Genomic DNA, 17,982 nt, shown 5'->3' on the forward strand with positions numbered 1-17,982 from the left:
TGTACGAGTTACAGTACTCGAATTAACCTGAACAGCAGTGTTCGATTTAAGGATCTGATCATGGAAGAACCCGATCCGCGGCGGTGGCGGCTCCTGGGGCTGCTCGCCGTCGCGCAGTTCATGCTGATCCTGGATGTGACCGTGGTGGCGATCGCACTGCCGAACATCCAGACCGACCTCGGGCTGCAGCGCGAGACGCTGACGTGGGTGGTCAGCGCGTACACGCTGATGTTCGGCGGCCTGATGCTGCTCGGCGGTCGCGCGGCCGACCTGTTCGGCTCCCGCCGCGTCGTACTGACCGGCCTGTTCGTCTTCACCCTCGCCTCGCTGGCGACCGGTCTCGCGAACGGTCCCGAGCTCCTGCTCGCCGGCCGCGTCGCCCAGGGCATCGGCGCCGCGATGCTGTCCCCGGCCGCGCTGTCGGTGGTGACCAAGACCTTCGACGGCGAGGAGCGGAACAAGGCACTCGGCATCTGGTCCGCGATGGGCGGTGGCGGCTCGGCGATCGGCGTACTGCTCGGTGGTCTGCTGACCGCCGGCCCGGGCTGGCAGTGGGTGTTCTACCTGAACGTGCCGATCGGCGTGATCGTCTTCGCCGTCCTGCTCCGGATGCTGCCGGCCGACCGTCCCGCCGCGAGTACCGGCCGGCTCGACGTACCAGGCGCTCTGCTGGTCACGGCCGGCACCGGTACGGCGATCTACGCGCTGATCAACGCCGGCGACCGCGGCTGGCTCTCGGCCGCGACGCTGGGCACACTGGCCGGCGCGATCGTTCTGTACGGCGTCTTCGCCTGGGTGCAGCGGTCGGTCCGGTCGCCGCTGATGGACCTGCGCATCTTCACCCGCCGACCGGTTGTCGCGGGCATCTTCATGATTCTGGTCGCGACCGCCCTGATGATCGCGACCTTCTTCCTCGGCTCCTTCTACCTGCAGCACTTCCAGCAGTACGGCGCACTCCGCACCGGACTGTTGTTCCTGCCGGTCGCGCTCGCTGCGATCCTCGGGGCGCAGGTAGCCGGCACGCTCGTGGGGCACGTCGGCGCCCGCATGGTCGCGTTGGCCGGGTTCGCGATCTCGGCGCTGGGGCTGGCCGTCCCCGCCATCTGGTCGGGTGCTGCCGCGATCGTGACCGGGATGACCGTCAGCACCATCGGGCTCGGTGCGGCGTTCGTCGCGGCCTCGACGACGACGTTCGCGCAGATCGACTACCGCGAGGCCGGGCTTGCGTCTGGGCTGCTCAGCACCTTCCACGAGTTCGGCGCGTCGGTCGGGGTGGCGGTGGTGTCGAGTGTCGCGGCCGCCAGTCTGGCCGGGACGGTCAGCACCGGGTTCACCCGTGGGTTCACGTTCGCCGCGATCACTGCCGCGGTTGTGGGCCTCCTCGCGCTGGTCGCCGTACCCACCTTCAAGCCCGCGACAGGAGCGGTCCATGCCCACTGAGATTCAGCTGAAGGAGGCGAAGCCGAAGCGGCCACAGGCTACGAAGATGATCAGGGCCAGGTAGATCAGATTCAGCACCATGTGCTTGAACTCCTGGCGGCGGAACTCCACGGTGGCCGCGCCGGTCATGATCACGGCCAGGCCGAGGGCCGCCAGCGGGACCAGGATCGGTCCGATGTCGAGCGCCGCGGGCAGGATCAGGCCGGCGGCGCCGACGATCTCGACCGCTCCGAGGGTCTTGACGAAGCTGCCGCTGAAGTCCAGGACCCATCCGCCGCCAGGCGCCCTGGCCAGCTTCTGCTGCGGGATGAACAGCTTGTTCGCGCCGGCGATCAGGAAGACTGCGGCCAGGAGACCGGCAATGATCCACAGGGCGATGTTCATGAGAGTGCTCCTCGATCGGTTACCTCGGCCCTTCCGGGCTCGTCACTCTCATGACGGAGCATGCTGGAGGAAGGTAACGACATGACGGGAGCCGACCCGGACGACGCGGTGGCGGGAGCCTTCGAGGAGCAGCGTGGGCGCCTGGTGGCGGTCGCCTACCGGATGCTCGGGTCGCGGGCGGACGCCGAGGACGCGGTGCAGGAGGCCTGGCTACGGCTCGCCCGCCAGGACCCGGCCGCGATCGACAACCTCGGCGGTTGGCTGACCACTGTGGTGGGCCGGGTCTGCATCGACATGCTGCGCTCGCGCAAGGCCCGGCCCGAGGCGTCGTACGACGACCAGCTGCCTGAACTCGTCGTGACCGAGCACGACGGCGGTGCGCCCGAGGAAGGCGCGCTGCTCGCCGAGTCGGTCGGGCTGGCACTGCTGATGGTGCTCGACTCCCTCGGTCCCGCCGAGCGGCTCGCGTTCGTGTTGCACGACATGTTCGCGGTGCCGTTCGAGGAGATCGGCCAGATCCTCGGCAAGTCCGCGAACGCGTCCAAGATGCTCGCCAGCCGGGCCCGCCGAAAGGTCCAGGGGACGCCCCGTCCGACCGACGAACCGCAGCAGCAGCGCGCGGTCGTCGATGCCTTCCTCGCGGCAGCGCGGGACGGCGACTTCGACGGCCTGCTGCGCGTGCTCGACCCGGACGTGACGTGGCGGACCTACAGCTCGCGGGGCGTGACCGTCCGGCTGGGAGCGACCGAGGTGGCCGCCATGGCCCAGCGCGGCGCCCGGGCCACGGTGACCGCCACCCCGGTTCTCGTCAACGGCGACCCCGGGGTGGTGGCGTGGGATCCGAACGGCCGGCCGGTGGGCGTGATGGCGTGCACCGTGGTCGACGGCCGGATCGTCGACCTCCTGTCGATCCGCGACCCGGAACGCCTCGCGTCCATGGACCTCCCGGGCCGCCCCGACTGAGCCTGCTTCAGACTCCCTGCCCCTCCGCCGCGAGGTCCTGCCAGTCGGACCACAGCTCGAGGCGGTCGGCGTACGTCTGCTGGAGCATCGGGTAGCCCTGGGTGCCGAAGAACACGCGCAGCGGCGGGTTGGCGGCATCCGCGAGCGTGAGGATCGCGCGACCCGCGGCGGCCGGGTCGGCGGCCTCGAGCGTCTTCGTGAGTGAAGCGAAGCTCTCGCGGAGATCGGCGTACAGCGGATTGACCTCGGCGTGAACGGCGCCGGCACTGCCTTCGGTGGCGTAGAAGCCGGGCTCGACGATGGTCACCTTGACGCCGAAGGCGGCGACCTCCTGCTGGAGGGACTCACTCAGGCCCTCCAGGGCCCACTTGGACGCGTGGTACCCGCCGCCGAGCGCCATCGCGGTGAGTCCGCCGACGGACGAGATCTGGATGATGTGCCCACCGCCTTGCGCGCGGAGGATGGGCAGCGCGGCCTGGGTGACCCACAACGGGCCGAACAGGTTGGTCTCCAGCACGTCGCGCAGTTGCTGTTCGGTGAGCTCCTCGACCGCACTGAGCACGCCGTAGCCCGCGTTGTTCACGATGACGTCGAGACGGCCGAAGTGTTCCTTGGCCTGCTCCACGCTCTCGAAGACGGCGGCCTTGTCGGTCACGTCCACCGCGAGCGGGAGTACGGCGTCGCTGTAGGCGGTGACCAGGTCCTCGGGGGGTTTCCGCGAGGTGGCGGCCACCCTGTCACCACGGGACAGGGCGGCCTCGACGAAGGCGCGGCCCAGGCCGCGCGACGAACCGGTGACGAACCAGACCTTGCTCATGACGCTCCTTCTCTCACGGCCGGACGTTGTGGTTGCGGGCGAACAGGTTGCCGGGGTCGTACTCGCGCTTGACCGCCGCCAGCCGCTGATAGGTCTCCGCCGGGTAGACCGCGGCGACGTCGTCCTCGGTGGCGGACGCGAGGAAGTTCGCGTACGCGCCGTTGGCATGCGGGGCGAGTCGCGCCCAGATCGCTTCCAGGGCAGGCCGGCCGGCCTCGATGACCGGCGCCGGACCGATCGTGGTGGTCGCGAACATCAACTCCGCCTGGCGATGTGCGTACGCCGTGGCGTCGTCAGGGACCCGGGACACCGCACCACCGACGCTGCGGACGGAGATGACCGGCGGGTGCTCCGACGCCCCGACCTCGGCCAGGATCCGCAGGACGTCGGGGACGGATTCCTTGTCGGCGAAGGCACTTCGGGTGACCAGCTGGATGCCGGGCGGCGGGACCGCGCCGTCCTCGAGCACGTCGGCGTACGGCTTCAGTACGACGTCGTCGGCGATCACGGTGCCGAGCCGGCGGATCGGGTCGAGGGCCTCGGCGGCACGGTCCGCGTCGTCGCTGTCGAAGGCGACGACGACCTCGACCGGCGCGTTAGGCCCGCCGAGGAACGGGTTGGCGAAGTTCACGATCGACGTGAGCTCTTCGGGTGCGGTACGGAGGTAGTCCGCCCAGCCCTGGAGCACGTCGGCCGCCTCCGCCGCCGGGAACGCGATCTTGCCGTGGAAGACGTCGGTGGTCACGTGTGCCGCGAATTCGAACGCGGTCACGATGCCGAAGTTGCCGCCGCCACCGCGGATCGCCCAGAACAACTCCGGGTTCTCTTCCGCGTCCGTGCGGACGACGTCTCCGTCGGCGGTGACCACCTCGGCGGCGACCACGCTGTCCAACGCCAGGCCGTACTTGCGGACCTTCCACCCGAGGCCGCCGCTCAGCGTCAGTCCACCGACGCCGACGCTCCTGGTGTCGCCGGAGGAGATCGCGAGGGAATGCGGGGCCAGGGCCGCCGTGACCTGTCCCCAGGTGGCGCCGCCGCCGATCCGGACGAGGTGACGGTCCTTGTCGATGACCTCGACGGTCGCGAGTCTGCCGAGGTCGATCACGACACCGTCGTCGTTCGTACCGAAGCCCGCGAAGGCATGGCCGCCGCCGCGCACGGACAGCTCGAGCCCGGTGTCGGCCGCGAATCGGACGGCCGCTTGCACGTCCACGACACTTCCGGGCCGAACGACGTACGCCGGACTGCCCGAGGCCAGGATCGAGCCACTGGCTGCTGCGTACTCCGCGTCACCCGGTTCGATGATGTCGCCGCCGAACTCACGGCGCAGGGTTTCCACTGCTGAATTCATGATGGTCCTCGTCTGTTGCTGGCGTACCGAACAAACACAAGACGCCGCCGGCTCGGTAGGTGTGACGTGACGAAGGACACGTCACAGCCCGCGGGGCTGCCTCGTCTCGGGCTGAGAGACCCATTGCGAGAACGGAAGGTGAGTGTCATGCGGGTGTTCGTGGCTGGCGGGACCGGAGTGCTCGGGCGGCGGCTGGTACCGCAGTTGGTGGCCGGGGGGCACCAGGTGACGGCGACGACGACGAGTTCGGCCAAGCTGGAGGTGCTGAAACGGCTGGGCGCCGAGGCGGTCGTGATGGACGGGCTGGACGGGGTCGCGGTCGGTGAGGCGGTGGCCAAGGCGCAGCCGGAGGTGATCGTGCACCAGATGACCGCGATCTCGGTGGCGCACGCGGGCAAGCCCGACATGAAACACATGGATCGGTGGTTCGCCGGCACCAACCGGCTGCGCACCGAGGGGACGGATCATCTGCTCGCCGCCGCGGAGGCGACCGGCGTGACCCATTTCGTTGCGCAGGGCTACGGTGCCTGGAACGGCCGCCGCGAAGGCGGCTGGGTGAAGACGGAGCAGGACCCGGTGGACCCGATGACCGGTACGCCGGCGGAGCCCGGGATGAAGGCGATCGGCCACGTCGAGGACGCGGTCGTCAAGGCCGGCGGCGCGGTGCTGCGGTACGGCTGGTTCTACGGGCCGGGTGCCATGGACGATCTGGTCGAGCCCGTTCGCAAACGCCAGTTCCCGGTGGTCGGGAGTGGCGCCGGGTACTGCTCGTGGGTGCATCTGGACGACGCGGCGAGCGCTACTGTGCTGGCTGTGGAGCGAGGGGCCAAGGGTGTGTTCAACATCGTCGACGACGACCCGGCGCCGGCCAGCGAGTGGCTGCCCTACCTGGCATCGGTCGCGGGCGCCAAGCGCCCGATGCGGGTCCCTGCCTGGCTGGCCCGTCCGCTGGCCGGGGAGGTCGCGGTGATGATGATGACCGAGGGTCGCGCGTTCTCCAACGCGAAGGCCAAGCGGGAGCTCGGCTGGGAGCTGCGCTACCCGTCGTGGCGGCAGGGTTTCAAGGCCGAGCTGGCATGACTCGCGCCGAGGAGTTCGAGCAGTTGCGGCCGCTGCTGTTCTCGATCGCGTACCGGATCCTGGGCAGCGTGAGTGAGGCCGAGGACGCCGTACAGGACACCTGGCTGCGCTGGGACGCCTCGCCGACGCCACCGGCCTCAGCGAAGGCGTTTCTGGCGGCTGTGGTGACCCGGATCTCGATCGACGTACTCCGCTCGGCCCGCGTACGGCGGGAACGGTACGTCGGGCCGTGGTTCCCGGAGCCGCTGCTGACCGATCCCTACCAGGATCCGGAGCGGTCGGCGGAGCTGGCCGACTCGCTGTCGATGGCGGCCTTGCTCCTGCTCGAACGACTCAGCCCGCTCGAGCGTGCGGTCTTCGTGTTGCGCGAGGTGTTCGGGTTCGACTACCCCGAGATCGCTTCGGCCGTGGACCGGTCCCCGGCTGCTTGCCGACAGATCGCCGTACGGGCTCGGCGCCACATGGACGAGGGCCGGCCTCGCTTCGCGGCGGACCAGGCCGAACGCGAGGAACTCGCCGAGCGGTTCTTCGACGCGGTCCGCGACGGGGACGTCGACGGACTGCGGGAGCTTCTCGCGGCCGACGTACAGATGGTCAGCGACAGCGGCGGCAAGGCCCCGAACTGGGGTACCGGCATCTCCGGTGCCGCCAACGTGTCCCGCACGGTCGCCGCCCTCATCGCGCCGTTCGCGACCATTGGCGGCGTCGTGGAACCACACCGGCTGAACGGGCAGCCGGGCGCCATCTTCCGCGACCGCGACGGCAAGGTCCTCAACACCTGGACCCTCGACATCCTCGACGGCCGGATCCAGACGATCCGCACCGTCCTCAACCCCGACAAGCTGGCCCACATGGGCCCGGTCGCGGACGCTTGGTCAGTAGTCCGCGAGACAACCCACTCGCGCCGCCGTACCACCTGACCTGGCCACGAAGGGTAGGCGTTGACAAGGAGTGGTCACGCGAGGATGGTGAGCGGCACAGTGCGTATGCGGGTGGTGGACCCAAGCCTGTTCGTCGCAGACACCTATGAGTGGCCCGGGGGCTGCTGCAGGGGGCCTTACTCGCATGGCGAACATGAGTGCAATGAGACGTACCGCGTTGGTCGCGGGCGTGTTCTTCCTGGGCACCGAGGTCACGTCGATCCCGGCGTTGCTGCTCTACCAGCCCGTTCTGCGTGACGGCAATTACCTTGTCGGGGGCGATGCCGACAACCGCGTGTTGCTGGGCGGGCTCCTCGAGCTGCTACTGGTCGTCACCGTCATCGGCACCGCGGTGACGCTCTATCCGGTCGTCAAGCGGCAGAACCACAGCATCGCGCTCGGTTACGTCTGCGGTCGGCTTCTGGAGGCCGCGATCATCGTCGTCGGCGCGGTCAGCGTCCTCTCGGTCGTGACGCTCAGGCAGGACCTGGCCGGTACGGCGGACAGCGGCGGCGCCGGTGTCGCCGCCGTCGAGAGGTCCCTGGTGGCGATCCACGACTGGACCTTCCTGATCGGGCCGAGCTGGATCCTGGGAATCAACAGCTTCCTGCTGGCGTATCTGATGTATCGCATGGACCTGGTACCGCGGGCCATCACCGTGCTGGGGATGGTCGGAGGCGCGCTGGTGTGTGCGTCGGCAACCGCGATGCTGTTGGGGGTCTATGGGCAGGGCACTCACACGGTCCTGGCGCTCCCGGTGTTCGCGTGGGAGGTCAGCGTGGCCATCTGGATGATCGCGAAGGGCTTCAAGCCGTCGGCGATCGCCGCGATCAGCTCCCCCGAGGCCGAAGGAAAGACACCGCTGCCGCTCAGCTGAGCAGCAGCTATCGAGGGTGGGATTCCCACTCTCCTTGAGCAAGTCCGCTGGGAGATGGTTGTTTGTGGCAACATCTGTGACGTATCCCGTGCACGTGAACGCCACGCTGGATCCGAAGTTGTCCAGGTGGCTGTGGCTGGTCAAGTGGATCCTGGTGATCCCGCACTACGTCGTACTGGCGTTCTTGTGGCTCGGTTTCCTGATCGCGTCGATCATCGCGTTCTTCGCAATCCTCTTCACCGCTCGCTATCCACGCGCGATCTTCGACTACAACGTCGGTGTGATGCGGTGGTCCTGGCGAGTGACGTACTACGCCTACGGCGCGCTCGGAACCGACCGGTATCCGCCGTTCACCCTGAAGGAGGTCGAGGACTATCCCGCGCACCTGGCGGTCGACTACCCGGCGCACCTGTCCCGCGGCCTGGTCCTGGTGAAGTGGTGGCTGCTGGCCATCCCGCACTACATCGTCGTCGGTATCTTCCTCGGCGGTGGAGCATGGGCCGTGAACCGGACCGAAAGCTGGCAGTGGACCGTCAGTGGTGGCGGCGGTCTGGTCGGCGTCCTGGTGGCCATCTCCGCGGTGATTCTCGCGTTCACGGGCGCCTACCCACGGTCGTTGTACGACTTCATCCTCGGGATGAACCGGTGGGCCTTGCGGGTCGCGGGCTACGTGTCCCTGATGACCGACGTCTATCCGCCCTTCCGCCTCGACCAAGGCGGCAGTGACCCCACGCTGGTCGTCCCACCAGCCTCAGGCGACGCACCCACGCCGGCCGGTACGACGGATACCGGAGACGTACTTCGATAACCCTGCCGCACGGCGGGCGGCCCGGCGTTACGACAGCTTGCGACGCAGGCGGAGTTCGTCGCGGATCGCCCGCGGGACGGGGAGCCGGTAGCCTTCCAGGGCTTTGGCGTAGGCGAGGAGCGACGCGGCGAGCCGGCCGGAGTCGCTGCGGAAGGTGTCGTCCCGGCGTCCCGCGCTACGGGCCAGTCGATCGGCCGCGCGGGCGGACCGGACCTCGGCGAGCAGGTGTGCAAGGTCGAGATCGGCTGCCGAGCGGTACTGGATCCCGGGCCGGTCGGCTTGTGGTCGGACGGACATCAGGCATCGCCTCACAGGCCTGCCGGTTCCTGACAGACCGCCTGGAATGCCATCGTTCCGGAATTAACCAAGTCTACCTCTCCGTGCCAACCCCGACCGCCGGGCGCCGAAGCAGCAGGAGTACGCCGAGCACGAGCAGCCAGATCGCCCACAGATAGCTGCCGAGCAGACCGCCCAGGTCCCAAACCGGGAACCCGGAGACCGCCGTGGAGAGGATGTCTCCCTGGTTGACCAGATACAGCGCACTCGCGAGAAGACCCAACCAGCCGACCCAAGCAGGCATCACCCGACTGAGGTGAGGTGACCATGAGGTCGTGGCGGGAGGCTGGCAGCGAGCACCGGTGCAGGCGATGGGAGACGCACGATGGCGACACTGACCGCGTGGAAGTTCGGGAGCTGGGACGGGGCCAACCAGGCGATCGGAACGTTGGAGGCGTTGTCGAAGCAGGGATTGATCACGCTGCACGACGCCGCGTCGGTGTCGTGGCAGCCGGAGACCAGGAGGCCGAAGACCCGGCAGTTGCGCAACTTCACCGGAGTCGGCGCGCTGGGCGGCATGTTCTGGGGGATGCTGTTCGGGATGATCTTCCTGATGCCGCTCGCCGGCGCGGCCATCGGGGCCGCATCGGGTGCCATCGCGGGATCGCTGGCCGATGTCGGGATCGACGACGACTTCATCAAGGCCGCCCGCGATCAGATCACGCCCGGCACCTCCGCGTTGTTCCTGATGTCGAGCGACGCGGTCCGGGACAAGATCAAGGAAACCTTCGATGCGACGGGGCTGCAGAAGCCGCAGCTCATCCAGTCGAACCTGTCGACCGAGCAGGAGGCGGCGTTGCGGGAGATGTTCGCCGGCTAGCGGGAAACCCCTTCCGGCAACCGGCTCCGGCCCGCACAACCACGGGTCGCAGCCGGTCTGTCAGCCCAGACAGTCGCGTACGGCGGTGATCAGCCGGTTGGCCCGGCCATCACCGTGGCCGACCATGCGGTTGGCGACGTACCCGAAGCCGACGCCGTACTCGTCGTCGCCGAAGGCGAACTGCCCGCCGGCTCCGTCGTTCCCGAAACTTCGCGCACCCAGCAGCGGCCGGAAGGTCGCTGAATCGAGCAGGTAGCCCGAGCCCCAGCGCGCGCCCGCGTCGAAGCCGAGGAAGCCCCGTCCCGACGACACCTCCCGGACCGCGTCTTTCACGGTGTCTGCTGTCAGCAGCCGCGCACTCCCGTCGATACCCGTCACGGCTGCCGCGTAAAGCCCGGCAAGGCCGGTCGCCGACGCCACCGCGCCGGCCCCGGGAAGCTCCATTCCCAGCAGGGCGGGATCGTTCCAGCCGTGCGGTACGTCGAGGCCCGGGAAGACCAGCGCGCCGTTCATCGTCACGATCCGCGTGAGCAGATGCTCCGGACCCGGCATCGGCGGTCGTCCTTCGGCCTCGGTCAGCCGGGCCAGAGAGCCCAGTTCGTCAGCGGGCAGGCCGATCCAGGCCCGCAGCCCGAGCGGATCGCCCACGACCGAACGGAAGTACGCGCCCGGCCGCAGCCCGGTGATCCGCCGGACCACCTCGCCGAGGACGAAACCGAAAACGTGACCGTGGTACTCGTACGACGTCCCCGGCTCCCACAGCGGTTTCTGCGCCTCGATCGCCGCGATCACCGGCGTCCAGGACGCGATCTCCTCGAAGGACAGCGTCTGGTCGAGCACCGGGATCCCGGCCCGATGCCCAAGCACCATCCGGGCGGTGCTCTTCTCCTTGCCAGCAGCAACAAACGAGGGCCAGTACTCGCCGATCGGCGCATCGAGCTCGAGTCGCCCCTCCTGGGCGAGCAGGTGGACGACCAGGCTCACCAGCCCTTTGGCACAAGAGAACACGGGTACGACGGTCTCGCGGTCCCACTGTCGTCCGGGACTGGCCTCGCCGTCCCACAACTCGACGACCTTGCGGCCACCGACGTACACCGTGACCGCCGCACCGAGCTCGGGGAACAGGTCGAAATTCTCCGCGAAGGTGTCGGCGACCGCGCCGAATCCCTCGTCCACCCAGCCGCTGTCCATGATCTCCCGTCCTTCGGTCCAAGGCCGAGTCACTGTATGTCGCGGAGTTCGTCACCAACGACTGATTTACGGCAGCACCCACTTCTGATTCGTCCCGCCGTTGCAGGTGTAGATGATCAGCTTGGTGCCGTTCGCACTCGAAGCACCGGATGCGTCGAGACACAGTCCGGAGGCGGCGTTGAGCAGCGAGCCGTCCGACCGTGGCGTCCACTTCTGCCCGGGACCGCCGTTACACGTCCACAGCACCGCGGCGGTCTTGATCGCCGTACCGCGAGCGTCCAGGCACTTGCCGAGCGAACGCAGGGTGCCGTCATCCGACGACGGTGTCCACTGCTGGTTCGCCGCGCCCTTGCAGGTGTAGAGCGTGGTCGGCGTGCCGTCGGCGGTTGCGGCTTGGTAGATGTCGACGCACTTCCCGGCGATGCCGGTGACCGGACCGGTGTCCTGGAACACGCCGAACTCCCACAGCGAGTAGTAGCTTCCGGCCACACCACGAGCCGTCGCGTTGATCCGCACGTACCTGGCGTAGTTTGGCGAGAACACGACGCTGTCGGTGCCACCGTCTCCCGTGGTAGTCGACGACACGGTCTTCCACGTCCGCCCGCTGCCCGACACCTGGATCTGGTACGCCTTTCCGTATGCCGTCGACAGCCAGTTGAGCAGCACCCGGTTGACCAGTTGGACCGACCCGAGATCGACCTGGAACCACTGCGGATCGGTGCGAGCACTCGACCACGCGGTCGCCATCGAACCGTCGACCGCCTTCGACGCCTCCCGCCCGGCGAGGTAGACGCTCGACGCCAGCGCCGGGTGACCGCGGGCGAGATTGCGCTTCGGTACGTACGTCGCCGTGTAGGTGGCCGGTGCTGCCGGCGCGACGAAGTTGTGGGTGCGTGCGCCGCCGTCGGACCAGGACGAGAACCGGTACAGCTGATTCGCGGGCGCCTGCAGTTGCTCCGCGGACAGTGATCCGCTCGACCCGACGATCGTCGTACCGGTCCAAGGAGCGTTCGCGGTCTTGGCGAGGTAGGTCAGCTGCAGCCCGGCCGGCTGGGTCGCGAACGTGAGCCCGACCGTCTTCGGATCCAGCCGCACGCTCTTGGTGTCGGTCAGCCCACTCGCATCCGTGGCGGTCAGCTTGAGTTCGAGGTACGACGGATACTCGTGATCCGGTGCGGTGAACGTGCCGCTCGAGCCGGTCACCGCGGTGATCTGATGTGAGTGGCAGTCGCTCGGGCAGTGGTGCATGATCAGCGTCCAAGTCAGCGCCGAGCCAGGCAGTGTGCCCTGCTCCGGATCAGTGGCCGAGCCGGCGAAGCTGATCGTGTCGCCGACCTTCCACGTCGTCGCCGGACCGGGGGAGGTGATCAGCGCCGTCGGTGCCGTGTTGGCGACGTTGATCTGCGTCGACGTCGCCCCGGTCGTGTGGCCGTCGGACACTTTCAGGCGCGCGGTCACGGTGCCACTGGTGGTGTACGTGTGCTGCACGGTCGCCGCGGTCGAGTCGTCGTACTGGCCGTCGCCGTCGAGGTCCCAGGCATAGGTCAGCGCGTCGCCATCGGCGTCGTTGGAGGCGGTCCCGTCGAACGTCACGGTCAGCGGAGTCGGCCCGCTGGACGGGTCGGCGTTGATCACCGCGGTGGGTGGGTTGTTCGTGGCGTCGTAGACGTATCGCACGATCCGGCCGTTGTCGTAGTCGACCGCGAACAGGTCACCACCCGGACCGCTCTGCAGTCTGGTGGATCCGTAGCCCGACGCGAACTGCACGATCTTCGCCGGGTCCGGCAGTCCGTTGGAGCCCGGCATCATCGCCCATACACATTTGCGGCTGTAGTCGGCGAAGAACAGGGCACCGTCGTACTCCGGCGGGTAGTTCCCGCCCTTGTAGAAGGACATCCCGGAGATCGACGAGCTGCCGACACTGCAGGTCTCGTTCGTGGCGATGTGATCGGCGTGGTTGTAGGTGTAGTACGGCGAGGCCACCGCGGACGGACCGGCGGCGTACAGGTTCTCGCAGATGTTCAGGTTGGCCGCGTCGTACCCGGCCTGGCGGCCGGATCCCTCGTAGCAGGGCCAGCCGAAGTTCGTGACCTTTGCGGTCGGACTGACGATCCGGTCGATCTCCTCCCAGGTCCTGTAACCGACGTCGCCGATCCAGATCTCGTTCGTGCCCGGCCGGAAGTCGAACCGCATCGGGTTGCGCAGACCGTGCGCCACGATCCGGCGCGCGTTCAGGTCCGTGCTGCTGAGGGCTGGGTTGCCCGGCGCGGCCTGGCCGGTGTCGGGGTCGATGCGGATCAGCGATCCGTCGAGACTGGCTGGATCGCCACTGGTACGGACGTCCTGGGCCCGCAACGCGCCGCCCTCGGCGGTCGGCGGAGTGAGCGTCGCACCAACGGGCGCCGGCCCATCCCCACAAGGGTTGTCAGGGGTGACATCCGAGGCCGGGAAGCCGTCCTGGCCGTAGTCGGTGTAGTCGAAGCTGGCGCCGTCGCCACCGCCGGCGTAGAGCATGCCGTCGGGCCCGAACTCGATCGAGCCGATCGAGTGGCTCGGGAAGACCTGACACCAGTCCTCGACGAGCACCTGCTCGGCGCCGGTGCCGTTGATGACCGACAGCCGCGCACTGGCCTGGCAGCCGTCGCTCGTCGGGCCGGGCGGCGACGGACACGGGTCGTCGGTCGTGTCCGGCGTACCCCATTTCGGTGTCGGCCCACCGATCAGGCCGTCGTGCGTGTACAGCACGTAAATGCGTGGATCCGCAGGGAAGTCGGGGTGCAAGGCGAGACCGAGAAGTCCACGATCCCAATAGTTGTAGACCTCCGTGCGGAGATCGGCGTACACACTCGGCGTCGGATCGTCGAGCGAGTCGAAGACCTTGATCAAGCCGCTCTTCTCGGCGACGAACACCCGGCCGTCCGGCGAGAACGCGACGTTCGTCGGATTGACCAGCCCGCTGAACACGGTCTGCTCGGTGAAGCCGCTCGGCGTGACCGCGGCCCGTGCCGGTTCGATCGCGACGAGTGGCGTCAGCAGGAGAACACAGAGCGCGGACAGGACGCGACGCACCCACACAGCGGTAAACCTCATCAAGCCCCCAGGCCCTACAACTCCGGCGCTCGGCCTCACTTACCCCCTGCGAGCACTCGAAGTGGCCGCCAGCATGACCGCCGCGCCAACTCGGCGCAAGACCGGATATGCATTCGTTTCAAACATTGCATCGCCCTGGTCGACACGCAGTCAGTCAGTGCATGCACACTGTGGTGATGAGGCGTGATGTGCGGCAGTTACCGGCCGAAGCAGGGGTGTACCGCTTCCGTGACGAGACCGGGAAAGTGCTGTATATCGGACGGGCCCGTAACCTCCGCCGGCGCGTGCAGTCGTATTGGAACCACCTCGGCGACCGGCCGCAGCTCGCGCGGATGGTACGGCGGATCGCCCGCGTGGAAGGGGTTTGGTGCGACTCCGAGCACGAGGCCGCCTGGCTCGAACGCAACCTGCTCGAGCAGTCCAAACCGCGGTGGAACCGGACCGAGGGCGGAGCGGAGGTGGTCGGCTACATCCGGTTCGACGACGGATCCAAGCCTGGGCTGCGGTTCGAGCACACGGTGAGCGGGACCGCGCCGCACTTCGGGCCGTACCTCGGCGGGCTGCGGATCCGGCAGGCGATCTCCGGTCTGCATCGCGTGCTGCCGTTGCAGTACACGGTCGAAGACGACGGCTCGGCGCAGGAGTTCGGCCGGCTGTTCGGGATCGGGCCGGGGGACCGTGCTGCGCTGGCTCGGACGGCGATCGCAGTACTCGAAAGGGATCCGGCCGCGGTGGCCGCGCTGCGCGACGAGTTGGTACGGCGGCGGGATCGGGCGGCCGGCGAACTCCGGTTCGAGTTCGCGGCGAAGGTGCAGGACGAGCTCGCGGCGCTCGAGTGGATCGTCGCCGAGCAGAAGGTCGCTTGGCTCGAACCTCGCGACGCGGACGTGTACGGCTGGGCGGACGGCGTACTTGTGCACTTCCAGGTCCGCGGCGGGCGGATGTGCACCTGGACGCAGCGCGCTGTGTCGGAGGCGACGGCTCGCGATCGGGTGGCGGCGACGCCGGTCCTCTGGCAGTCGTTTGCCCAACGCAACGCCGAGCTGGCCGTCCGGCTGCGTGACTCGATGAGTGCATAGCATCAGCTGTCATGACGCAGCCCCCGTTTCCGGAGTACCAGCCAACGAGTCAACGCCGTGGTCCTGTGGTGCTGATCGGCGTACTCGTGCTCGTGCTGGTCGCGGTGGTGGTGGCCGGGGTGGTCGTCGTACTGCGCCTTGTCGACGACAAGCCGGTGGCGGCCGCGACTCCGCAGGCGGTTGAGTTCCGGCGGGTGCTGACGGCCGCGCAAGGCACCTGCGCCAGCCCACTGCCGAAGGGGATCGTCTGCGATCCGAACGGCATGCGCTACACCGTCGGCAAGGTCGAGCTCGACGGCAGCCACGTCTCCGAGGTCAAGGCGGCGCAGTCACCCGACCAGCCCGGCTGGTATCTCACTCTGACCCTCGATGAGCAGGGCACCCGCGTCTTCGCCGCGCTGACCACCCAGCTGGCCGCCCTGCAACCACCGAAGAACGAGTTGGCGATCGTGGTCGGCGGCCAGGTCGCCGCGGCCCCGACGGTCACCTCCGCCATCACCGCCGGCAAGGTCCAGATCAGCGGGAACTACACCAAGAAAGACGCCGAAGCCTTGGCCACCAAGATCACCGGCTAACAGGATGACTCAGCGGTTGGTGACCTCGAAGGCGACGACCGCTGCGGCAACGGCGACGTTCAACGACTCGACCCCGGAGTGCAGCGGGATCTGCAGGTCGGAGTCGGTGCCGACGGTGATGCCGTTGGTCTCGCCGCCGAGCACGTAGACGGCACGCGGCGCGAGGTCGGTCTTGAACAGCGAGTCCTGGGAGCGGGCCGACAGACCGTAGACGTGAAAGGCGGCGGTGCGGAGCAGATCGACGGCCGTCTTCGCGGTCGAGGTGTTCACGATCGGCGCTTGGAACGCAACCCCGGCCGATGCCTTGATCACGAGCGGCCCGACATGCGGCGTACCGGCTCGGGGCAGGATCACCCCGTCGAACCCGGCGCCGGTCGCCGTACGCAGGATCATGCCGACGTTGCCCGGGTTGGTGACGCCGTCGAGCAGGAAGACGTTCGTCGGCCGCTTGCCGCGCTCCCGGATGAACTCCTCGAGCGGCGTCATGCGCGGCGCGTCCACATCCGCGACCACGCCCTGATCGTGCTTCCCGTTCCCGGCCAGCCACTTCACCCGGCTGGCGGTTGCGCGCTCAACCGGCGTCCCGTACTTCTCCGCGGCCCGCAGGATCTCCTGCATCGACTGCCCGGTCGCGTTGTCCGCCAGTACCACCTTCGCCACCGACAACCCGGGATCATGCAGTGCCTCGAGCACCGGCTTCCGCCCGTACACCGTGATCCACTTGTCCCGCGGCGACTTCCTCGATTCCACCCGCCTACGGTACGCCGTACCGCCGGATGTACTGGACAAGCCGCGGGCGGACCGGTGTACTCGATGCCCATCGACCTCTCGGGAGGGGGCGCATGCCGGGGATTCGGCTGGACTCGGTGTCCAAGGTGTACGACGGGGACCATCTCGCAGTTGACGAGTTGTCTCTCGAGGTGGCGGACGGCGAGTTCATGGTGCTGCTCGGGCCGTCCGGTTGCGGCAAGTCGACCGTACTGCGGATGATCGCGGGCCTGGAGCCGGCGACCTGTGGTTCGGCCGGACCCATGCGAATCGGCTGCAGCCCAAGGACCGCGGTGTCGCGATGGTCTTCGAGAACGGCGCCCTGTACCCGAACCGCACGGTCCGCGAGAACATCATGTTCCCGCTCCTGGTCGCGGGGGAGGAGCCGGCCGAGGCGAGCGTCAAAGCCGCGGAGCTCGCACGCCAGCCTCGCGCCGAGCAGGTCGGCCGCTCCCCGGCCAGGCTGCCAGCGCCCTGGCGTGACTGGTCAGCGAGACCGTGCAGTTGCATCTCCAGTTGCTCGACTTGGGAATATCGCCTCACTTCTCGTGAGTCGTTGGAACAGCTGGCGCAGTGCAGGCCTCGCCACTACGCCGCGCCAGCCGGCTTGTTGGGTCCCTGCTCGAGCCGTCAGGGCATACACGGCCGGCGGACTCAGGCAGGGACATGTCGGGGGAGTTGATCGCCCCGGCGCTGAACTCAGGCCGCCCTTATGAGAGGTGAGGATCGGTCCCGGCTCCGCCAGTTCGTGGGTTCAGCATCAGTACGCGCGCGCCGATGACGCGCTCGAACGTTTCCTTGATGTGGCACGCTGAGTCGTGCATGGCGAAGTGCAGCAGGCTTGGCAGCACGACCGCGGTTGCTTCGTAGCGGTTGACCGACTCGATGAGCGCCTCGAACGCTGCGGGCCAACAGTCGGGCTTCTCGACGTAGGTGTGGCCCATGGTGAAACCTTCGGCTCGAGCGAAGTCGGCCATCAGCCGTTCCAGCTCGGAGACCTGGCCATCCACCACCAGCAGGTCCCGGCGCAGGTAGCCGAGCAGCAGCGGCTTGGTGAAATCTTCCGCGAAGCCGTTCAATCCTCGTCCCGCCAGCGGCGGAAGGCGTCGTTGAGCCGCCCGCAAAGCCGAGCCCACCACAGTCGCGGTCGCCGGCCGTTCACGGCCTATCGGCATCCGAGATCTCCGCGGGCTCGTTGGTGACGCGCAGGCTCGCGAAGCGACGGCGCATGGCACCCTCGAAGCGGACTGCGTACGCCGGCTCGACGATGTGCTTAACGACCTGGTGCGTACCGAACCAGACGCACACGCGTCGGAGAGAGGCCTCGTGCTTCACAAATGTGCTCATTCGCCACGCACCTCCCGTGCGATGTCACGCAGCATGAACCCATACAGCACGGCTGCGAGGATGCAGAGAGCGGTCATTTCGCGGCCTTTCCATTGCTGATCTGCGACTTCTCGACGACGTTGTCTGCCACACCACC

Annotated in this window: 20 protein-coding genes; 10 read left to right on the forward strand and 10 right to left on the reverse strand. The window is 68.2% G+C overall.

Features of this window, described 5'->3' with window-relative positions:
• Window positions 1-60 precede the first annotated feature (60 nt).
• Window positions 61-1,440 carry an MFS transporter gene (locus OG558_RS16925; RefSeq protein ID WP_405071116.1) on the forward strand — a complete coding sequence of 460 codons (1,380 nt, stop codon included), beginning with the start codon at window positions 61-63 and terminating at the stop codon, window positions 1,438-1,440.
• A gap of 3 nt (window positions 1,441-1,443) precedes the next feature.
• Here OG558_RS16925 and OG558_RS16930 read toward each other — a convergent pair whose 3' ends face one another.
• Window positions 1,444-1,824, reverse strand: a complete 381-nt coding sequence (locus OG558_RS16930) for a DoxX family protein (RefSeq protein WP_405071117.1) — start codon at window positions 1,822-1,824, stop codon at window positions 1,444-1,446.
• Between the two features lie 81 nt (window positions 1,825-1,905).
• Here OG558_RS16930 and OG558_RS16935 point away from each other — a divergent pair, with 81 nt between their 5' ends.
• On the forward strand, window positions 1,906-2,787 hold the full coding sequence (locus OG558_RS16935; protein ID WP_405071118.1) for a sigma-70 family RNA polymerase sigma factor: 882 nt from the start codon (window positions 1,906-1,908) through the stop codon (window positions 2,785-2,787).
• 7 nt (window positions 2,788-2,794) lie between these two features.
• On the opposite strand, the gene OG558_RS16940 is transcribed toward OG558_RS16935, so the two are convergent.
• Window positions 2,795-3,604 carry an SDR family NAD(P)-dependent oxidoreductase gene (locus OG558_RS16940; protein WP_405071119.1) on the reverse strand — a complete coding sequence of 270 codons (810 nt, stop codon included), beginning with the start codon at window positions 3,602-3,604 and terminating at the stop codon, window positions 2,795-2,797.
• Between the two features lie 13 nt (window positions 3,605-3,617).
• Window positions 3,618-4,955, reverse strand: a complete 1,338-nt coding sequence (locus tag OG558_RS16945; RefSeq protein ID WP_405071120.1) for an FAD-binding oxidoreductase — start codon at window positions 4,953-4,955, stop codon at window positions 3,618-3,620.
• Window positions 4,956-5,102: 147 nt separating this feature from the next.
• Between OG558_RS16945 and OG558_RS16950 the strand changes: the two genes are divergently transcribed.
• The 4 genes from OG558_RS16950 to OG558_RS16965 all read left to right on the forward strand — a co-directional run bounded on the left by OG558_RS16950 (window position 5,103) and on the right by OG558_RS16965 (window position 8,640).
• On the forward strand, window positions 5,103-6,035 hold the full coding sequence (locus tag OG558_RS16950) for an NAD-dependent epimerase/dehydratase family protein (protein WP_405071121.1): 933 nt from the start codon (window positions 5,103-5,105) through the stop codon (window positions 6,033-6,035).
• Complete coding sequence (locus OG558_RS16955) at window positions 6,032-6,955, forward strand: RNA polymerase sigma-70 factor (RefSeq protein ID WP_405071122.1); 924 nt, start codon at window positions 6,032-6,034, stop codon at window positions 6,953-6,955. The genes OG558_RS16950 and OG558_RS16955 overlap by 4 nt, the downstream gene beginning before the upstream one ends.
• A gap of 163 nt (window positions 6,956-7,118) precedes the next feature.
• Window positions 7,119-7,832 (forward strand): DUF4386 domain-containing protein, encoded by a 714-nt coding sequence (locus OG558_RS16960; RefSeq protein WP_405071123.1) that lies wholly within the window; start codon window positions 7,119-7,121, stop codon window positions 7,830-7,832.
• Between the two features lie 64 nt (window positions 7,833-7,896).
• Window positions 7,897-8,640: a DUF4389 domain-containing protein gene (locus OG558_RS16965; protein WP_329484149.1), complete on the forward strand. Its 744-nt coding sequence runs from the start codon at window positions 7,897-7,899 to the stop codon at window positions 8,638-8,640.
• 27 nt (window positions 8,641-8,667) lie between these two features.
• Here the strand turns inward: OG558_RS16965 and OG558_RS16970 are convergent, their stop codons facing one another.
• Both OG558_RS16970 and OG558_RS16975 read right to left on the reverse strand, forming a co-directional pair.
• Entirely contained in the window at window positions 8,668-8,937 is a 270-nt protein-coding gene (locus OG558_RS16970; RefSeq protein WP_328524082.1) for a hypothetical protein, read from the reverse strand.
• Between the two features lie 73 nt (window positions 8,938-9,010).
• Window positions 9,011-9,220 carry a hypothetical protein gene (locus OG558_RS16975; protein WP_405071124.1) on the reverse strand — a complete coding sequence of 70 codons (210 nt, stop codon included), beginning with the start codon at window positions 9,218-9,220 and terminating at the stop codon, window positions 9,011-9,013.
• An 81-nt stretch (window positions 9,221-9,301) separates the two neighbouring features.
• Here OG558_RS16975 and OG558_RS16980 point away from each other — a divergent pair, with 81 nt between their 5' ends.
• Window positions 9,302-9,796, forward strand: coding sequence for a DUF1269 domain-containing protein (locus OG558_RS16980; RefSeq protein WP_329484151.1), 495 nt, complete (start codon window positions 9,302-9,304; stop codon window positions 9,794-9,796).
• A 60-nt stretch (window positions 9,797-9,856) separates the two neighbouring features.
• Here the strand turns inward: OG558_RS16980 and OG558_RS16985 are convergent, their stop codons facing one another.
• Both OG558_RS16985 and OG558_RS16990 read right to left on the reverse strand, forming a co-directional pair.
• Window positions 9,857-10,987, reverse strand: a complete 1,131-nt coding sequence (locus OG558_RS16985) for a serine hydrolase domain-containing protein (protein ID WP_405071125.1) — start codon at window positions 10,985-10,987, stop codon at window positions 9,857-9,859.
• 66 nt (window positions 10,988-11,053) lie between these two features.
• On the reverse strand, window positions 11,054-14,056 hold the full coding sequence (locus tag OG558_RS16990; RefSeq protein WP_405071126.1) for a ricin-type beta-trefoil lectin domain protein: 3,003 nt from the start codon (window positions 14,054-14,056) through the stop codon (window positions 11,054-11,056).
• A gap of 197 nt (window positions 14,057-14,253) precedes the next feature.
• Here OG558_RS16990 and OG558_RS16995 point away from each other — a divergent pair, with 197 nt between their 5' ends.
• On the forward strand, window positions 14,254-15,156 hold the full coding sequence (locus tag OG558_RS16995) for a GIY-YIG nuclease family protein (RefSeq protein ID WP_405071127.1): 903 nt from the start codon (window positions 14,254-14,256) through the stop codon (window positions 15,154-15,156).
• An 11-nt stretch (window positions 15,157-15,167) separates the two neighbouring features.
• Window positions 15,168-15,731 (forward strand): SecDF P1 head subdomain-containing protein, encoded by a 564-nt coding sequence (locus tag OG558_RS17000; RefSeq protein WP_405071128.1) that lies wholly within the window; start codon window positions 15,168-15,170, stop codon window positions 15,729-15,731.
• Between the two features lie 9 nt (window positions 15,732-15,740).
• On the opposite strand, the gene OG558_RS17005 is transcribed toward OG558_RS17000, so the two are convergent.
• Window positions 15,741-16,481 (reverse strand): TrmH family RNA methyltransferase, encoded by a 741-nt coding sequence (locus tag OG558_RS17005; protein WP_405071129.1) that lies wholly within the window; start codon window positions 16,479-16,481, stop codon window positions 15,741-15,743.
• Window positions 16,482-16,669: 188 nt separating this feature from the next.
• On the opposite strand from OG558_RS17005, the gene OG558_RS17010 reads away from it, so the two are divergent.
• A complete protein-coding gene (locus OG558_RS17010) occupies window positions 16,670-17,215 on the forward strand; it encodes an ATP-binding cassette domain-containing protein (protein ID WP_405072177.1) in 546 nt (181 codons plus the stop codon).
• On the opposite strand, the gene OG558_RS17015 is transcribed toward OG558_RS17010, so the two are convergent.
• Both OG558_RS17015 and OG558_RS17020 read right to left on the reverse strand, forming a co-directional pair.
• Window positions 17,210-17,578 (reverse strand): hypothetical protein, encoded by a 369-nt coding sequence (locus OG558_RS17015; protein ID WP_405071130.1) that lies wholly within the window; start codon window positions 17,576-17,578, stop codon window positions 17,210-17,212. The two genes, OG558_RS17010 and OG558_RS17015, sit on opposite strands and share 6 nt — an antisense overlap.
• 79 nt (window positions 17,579-17,657) lie before the next feature.
• Window positions 17,658-17,846 (reverse strand): hypothetical protein, encoded by a 189-nt coding sequence (locus tag OG558_RS17020; protein WP_405071131.1) that lies wholly within the window; start codon window positions 17,844-17,846, stop codon window positions 17,658-17,660.
• Window positions 17,847-17,982: the final 136 nt, after the last annotated feature.

Origin of the sequence: Kribbella sp. NBC_01510, from assembly GCF_045040325.1 — a bacterium.
Lineage (GTDB): Bacteria > Actinomycetota > Actinomycetes > Propionibacteriales > Kribbellaceae > Kribbella.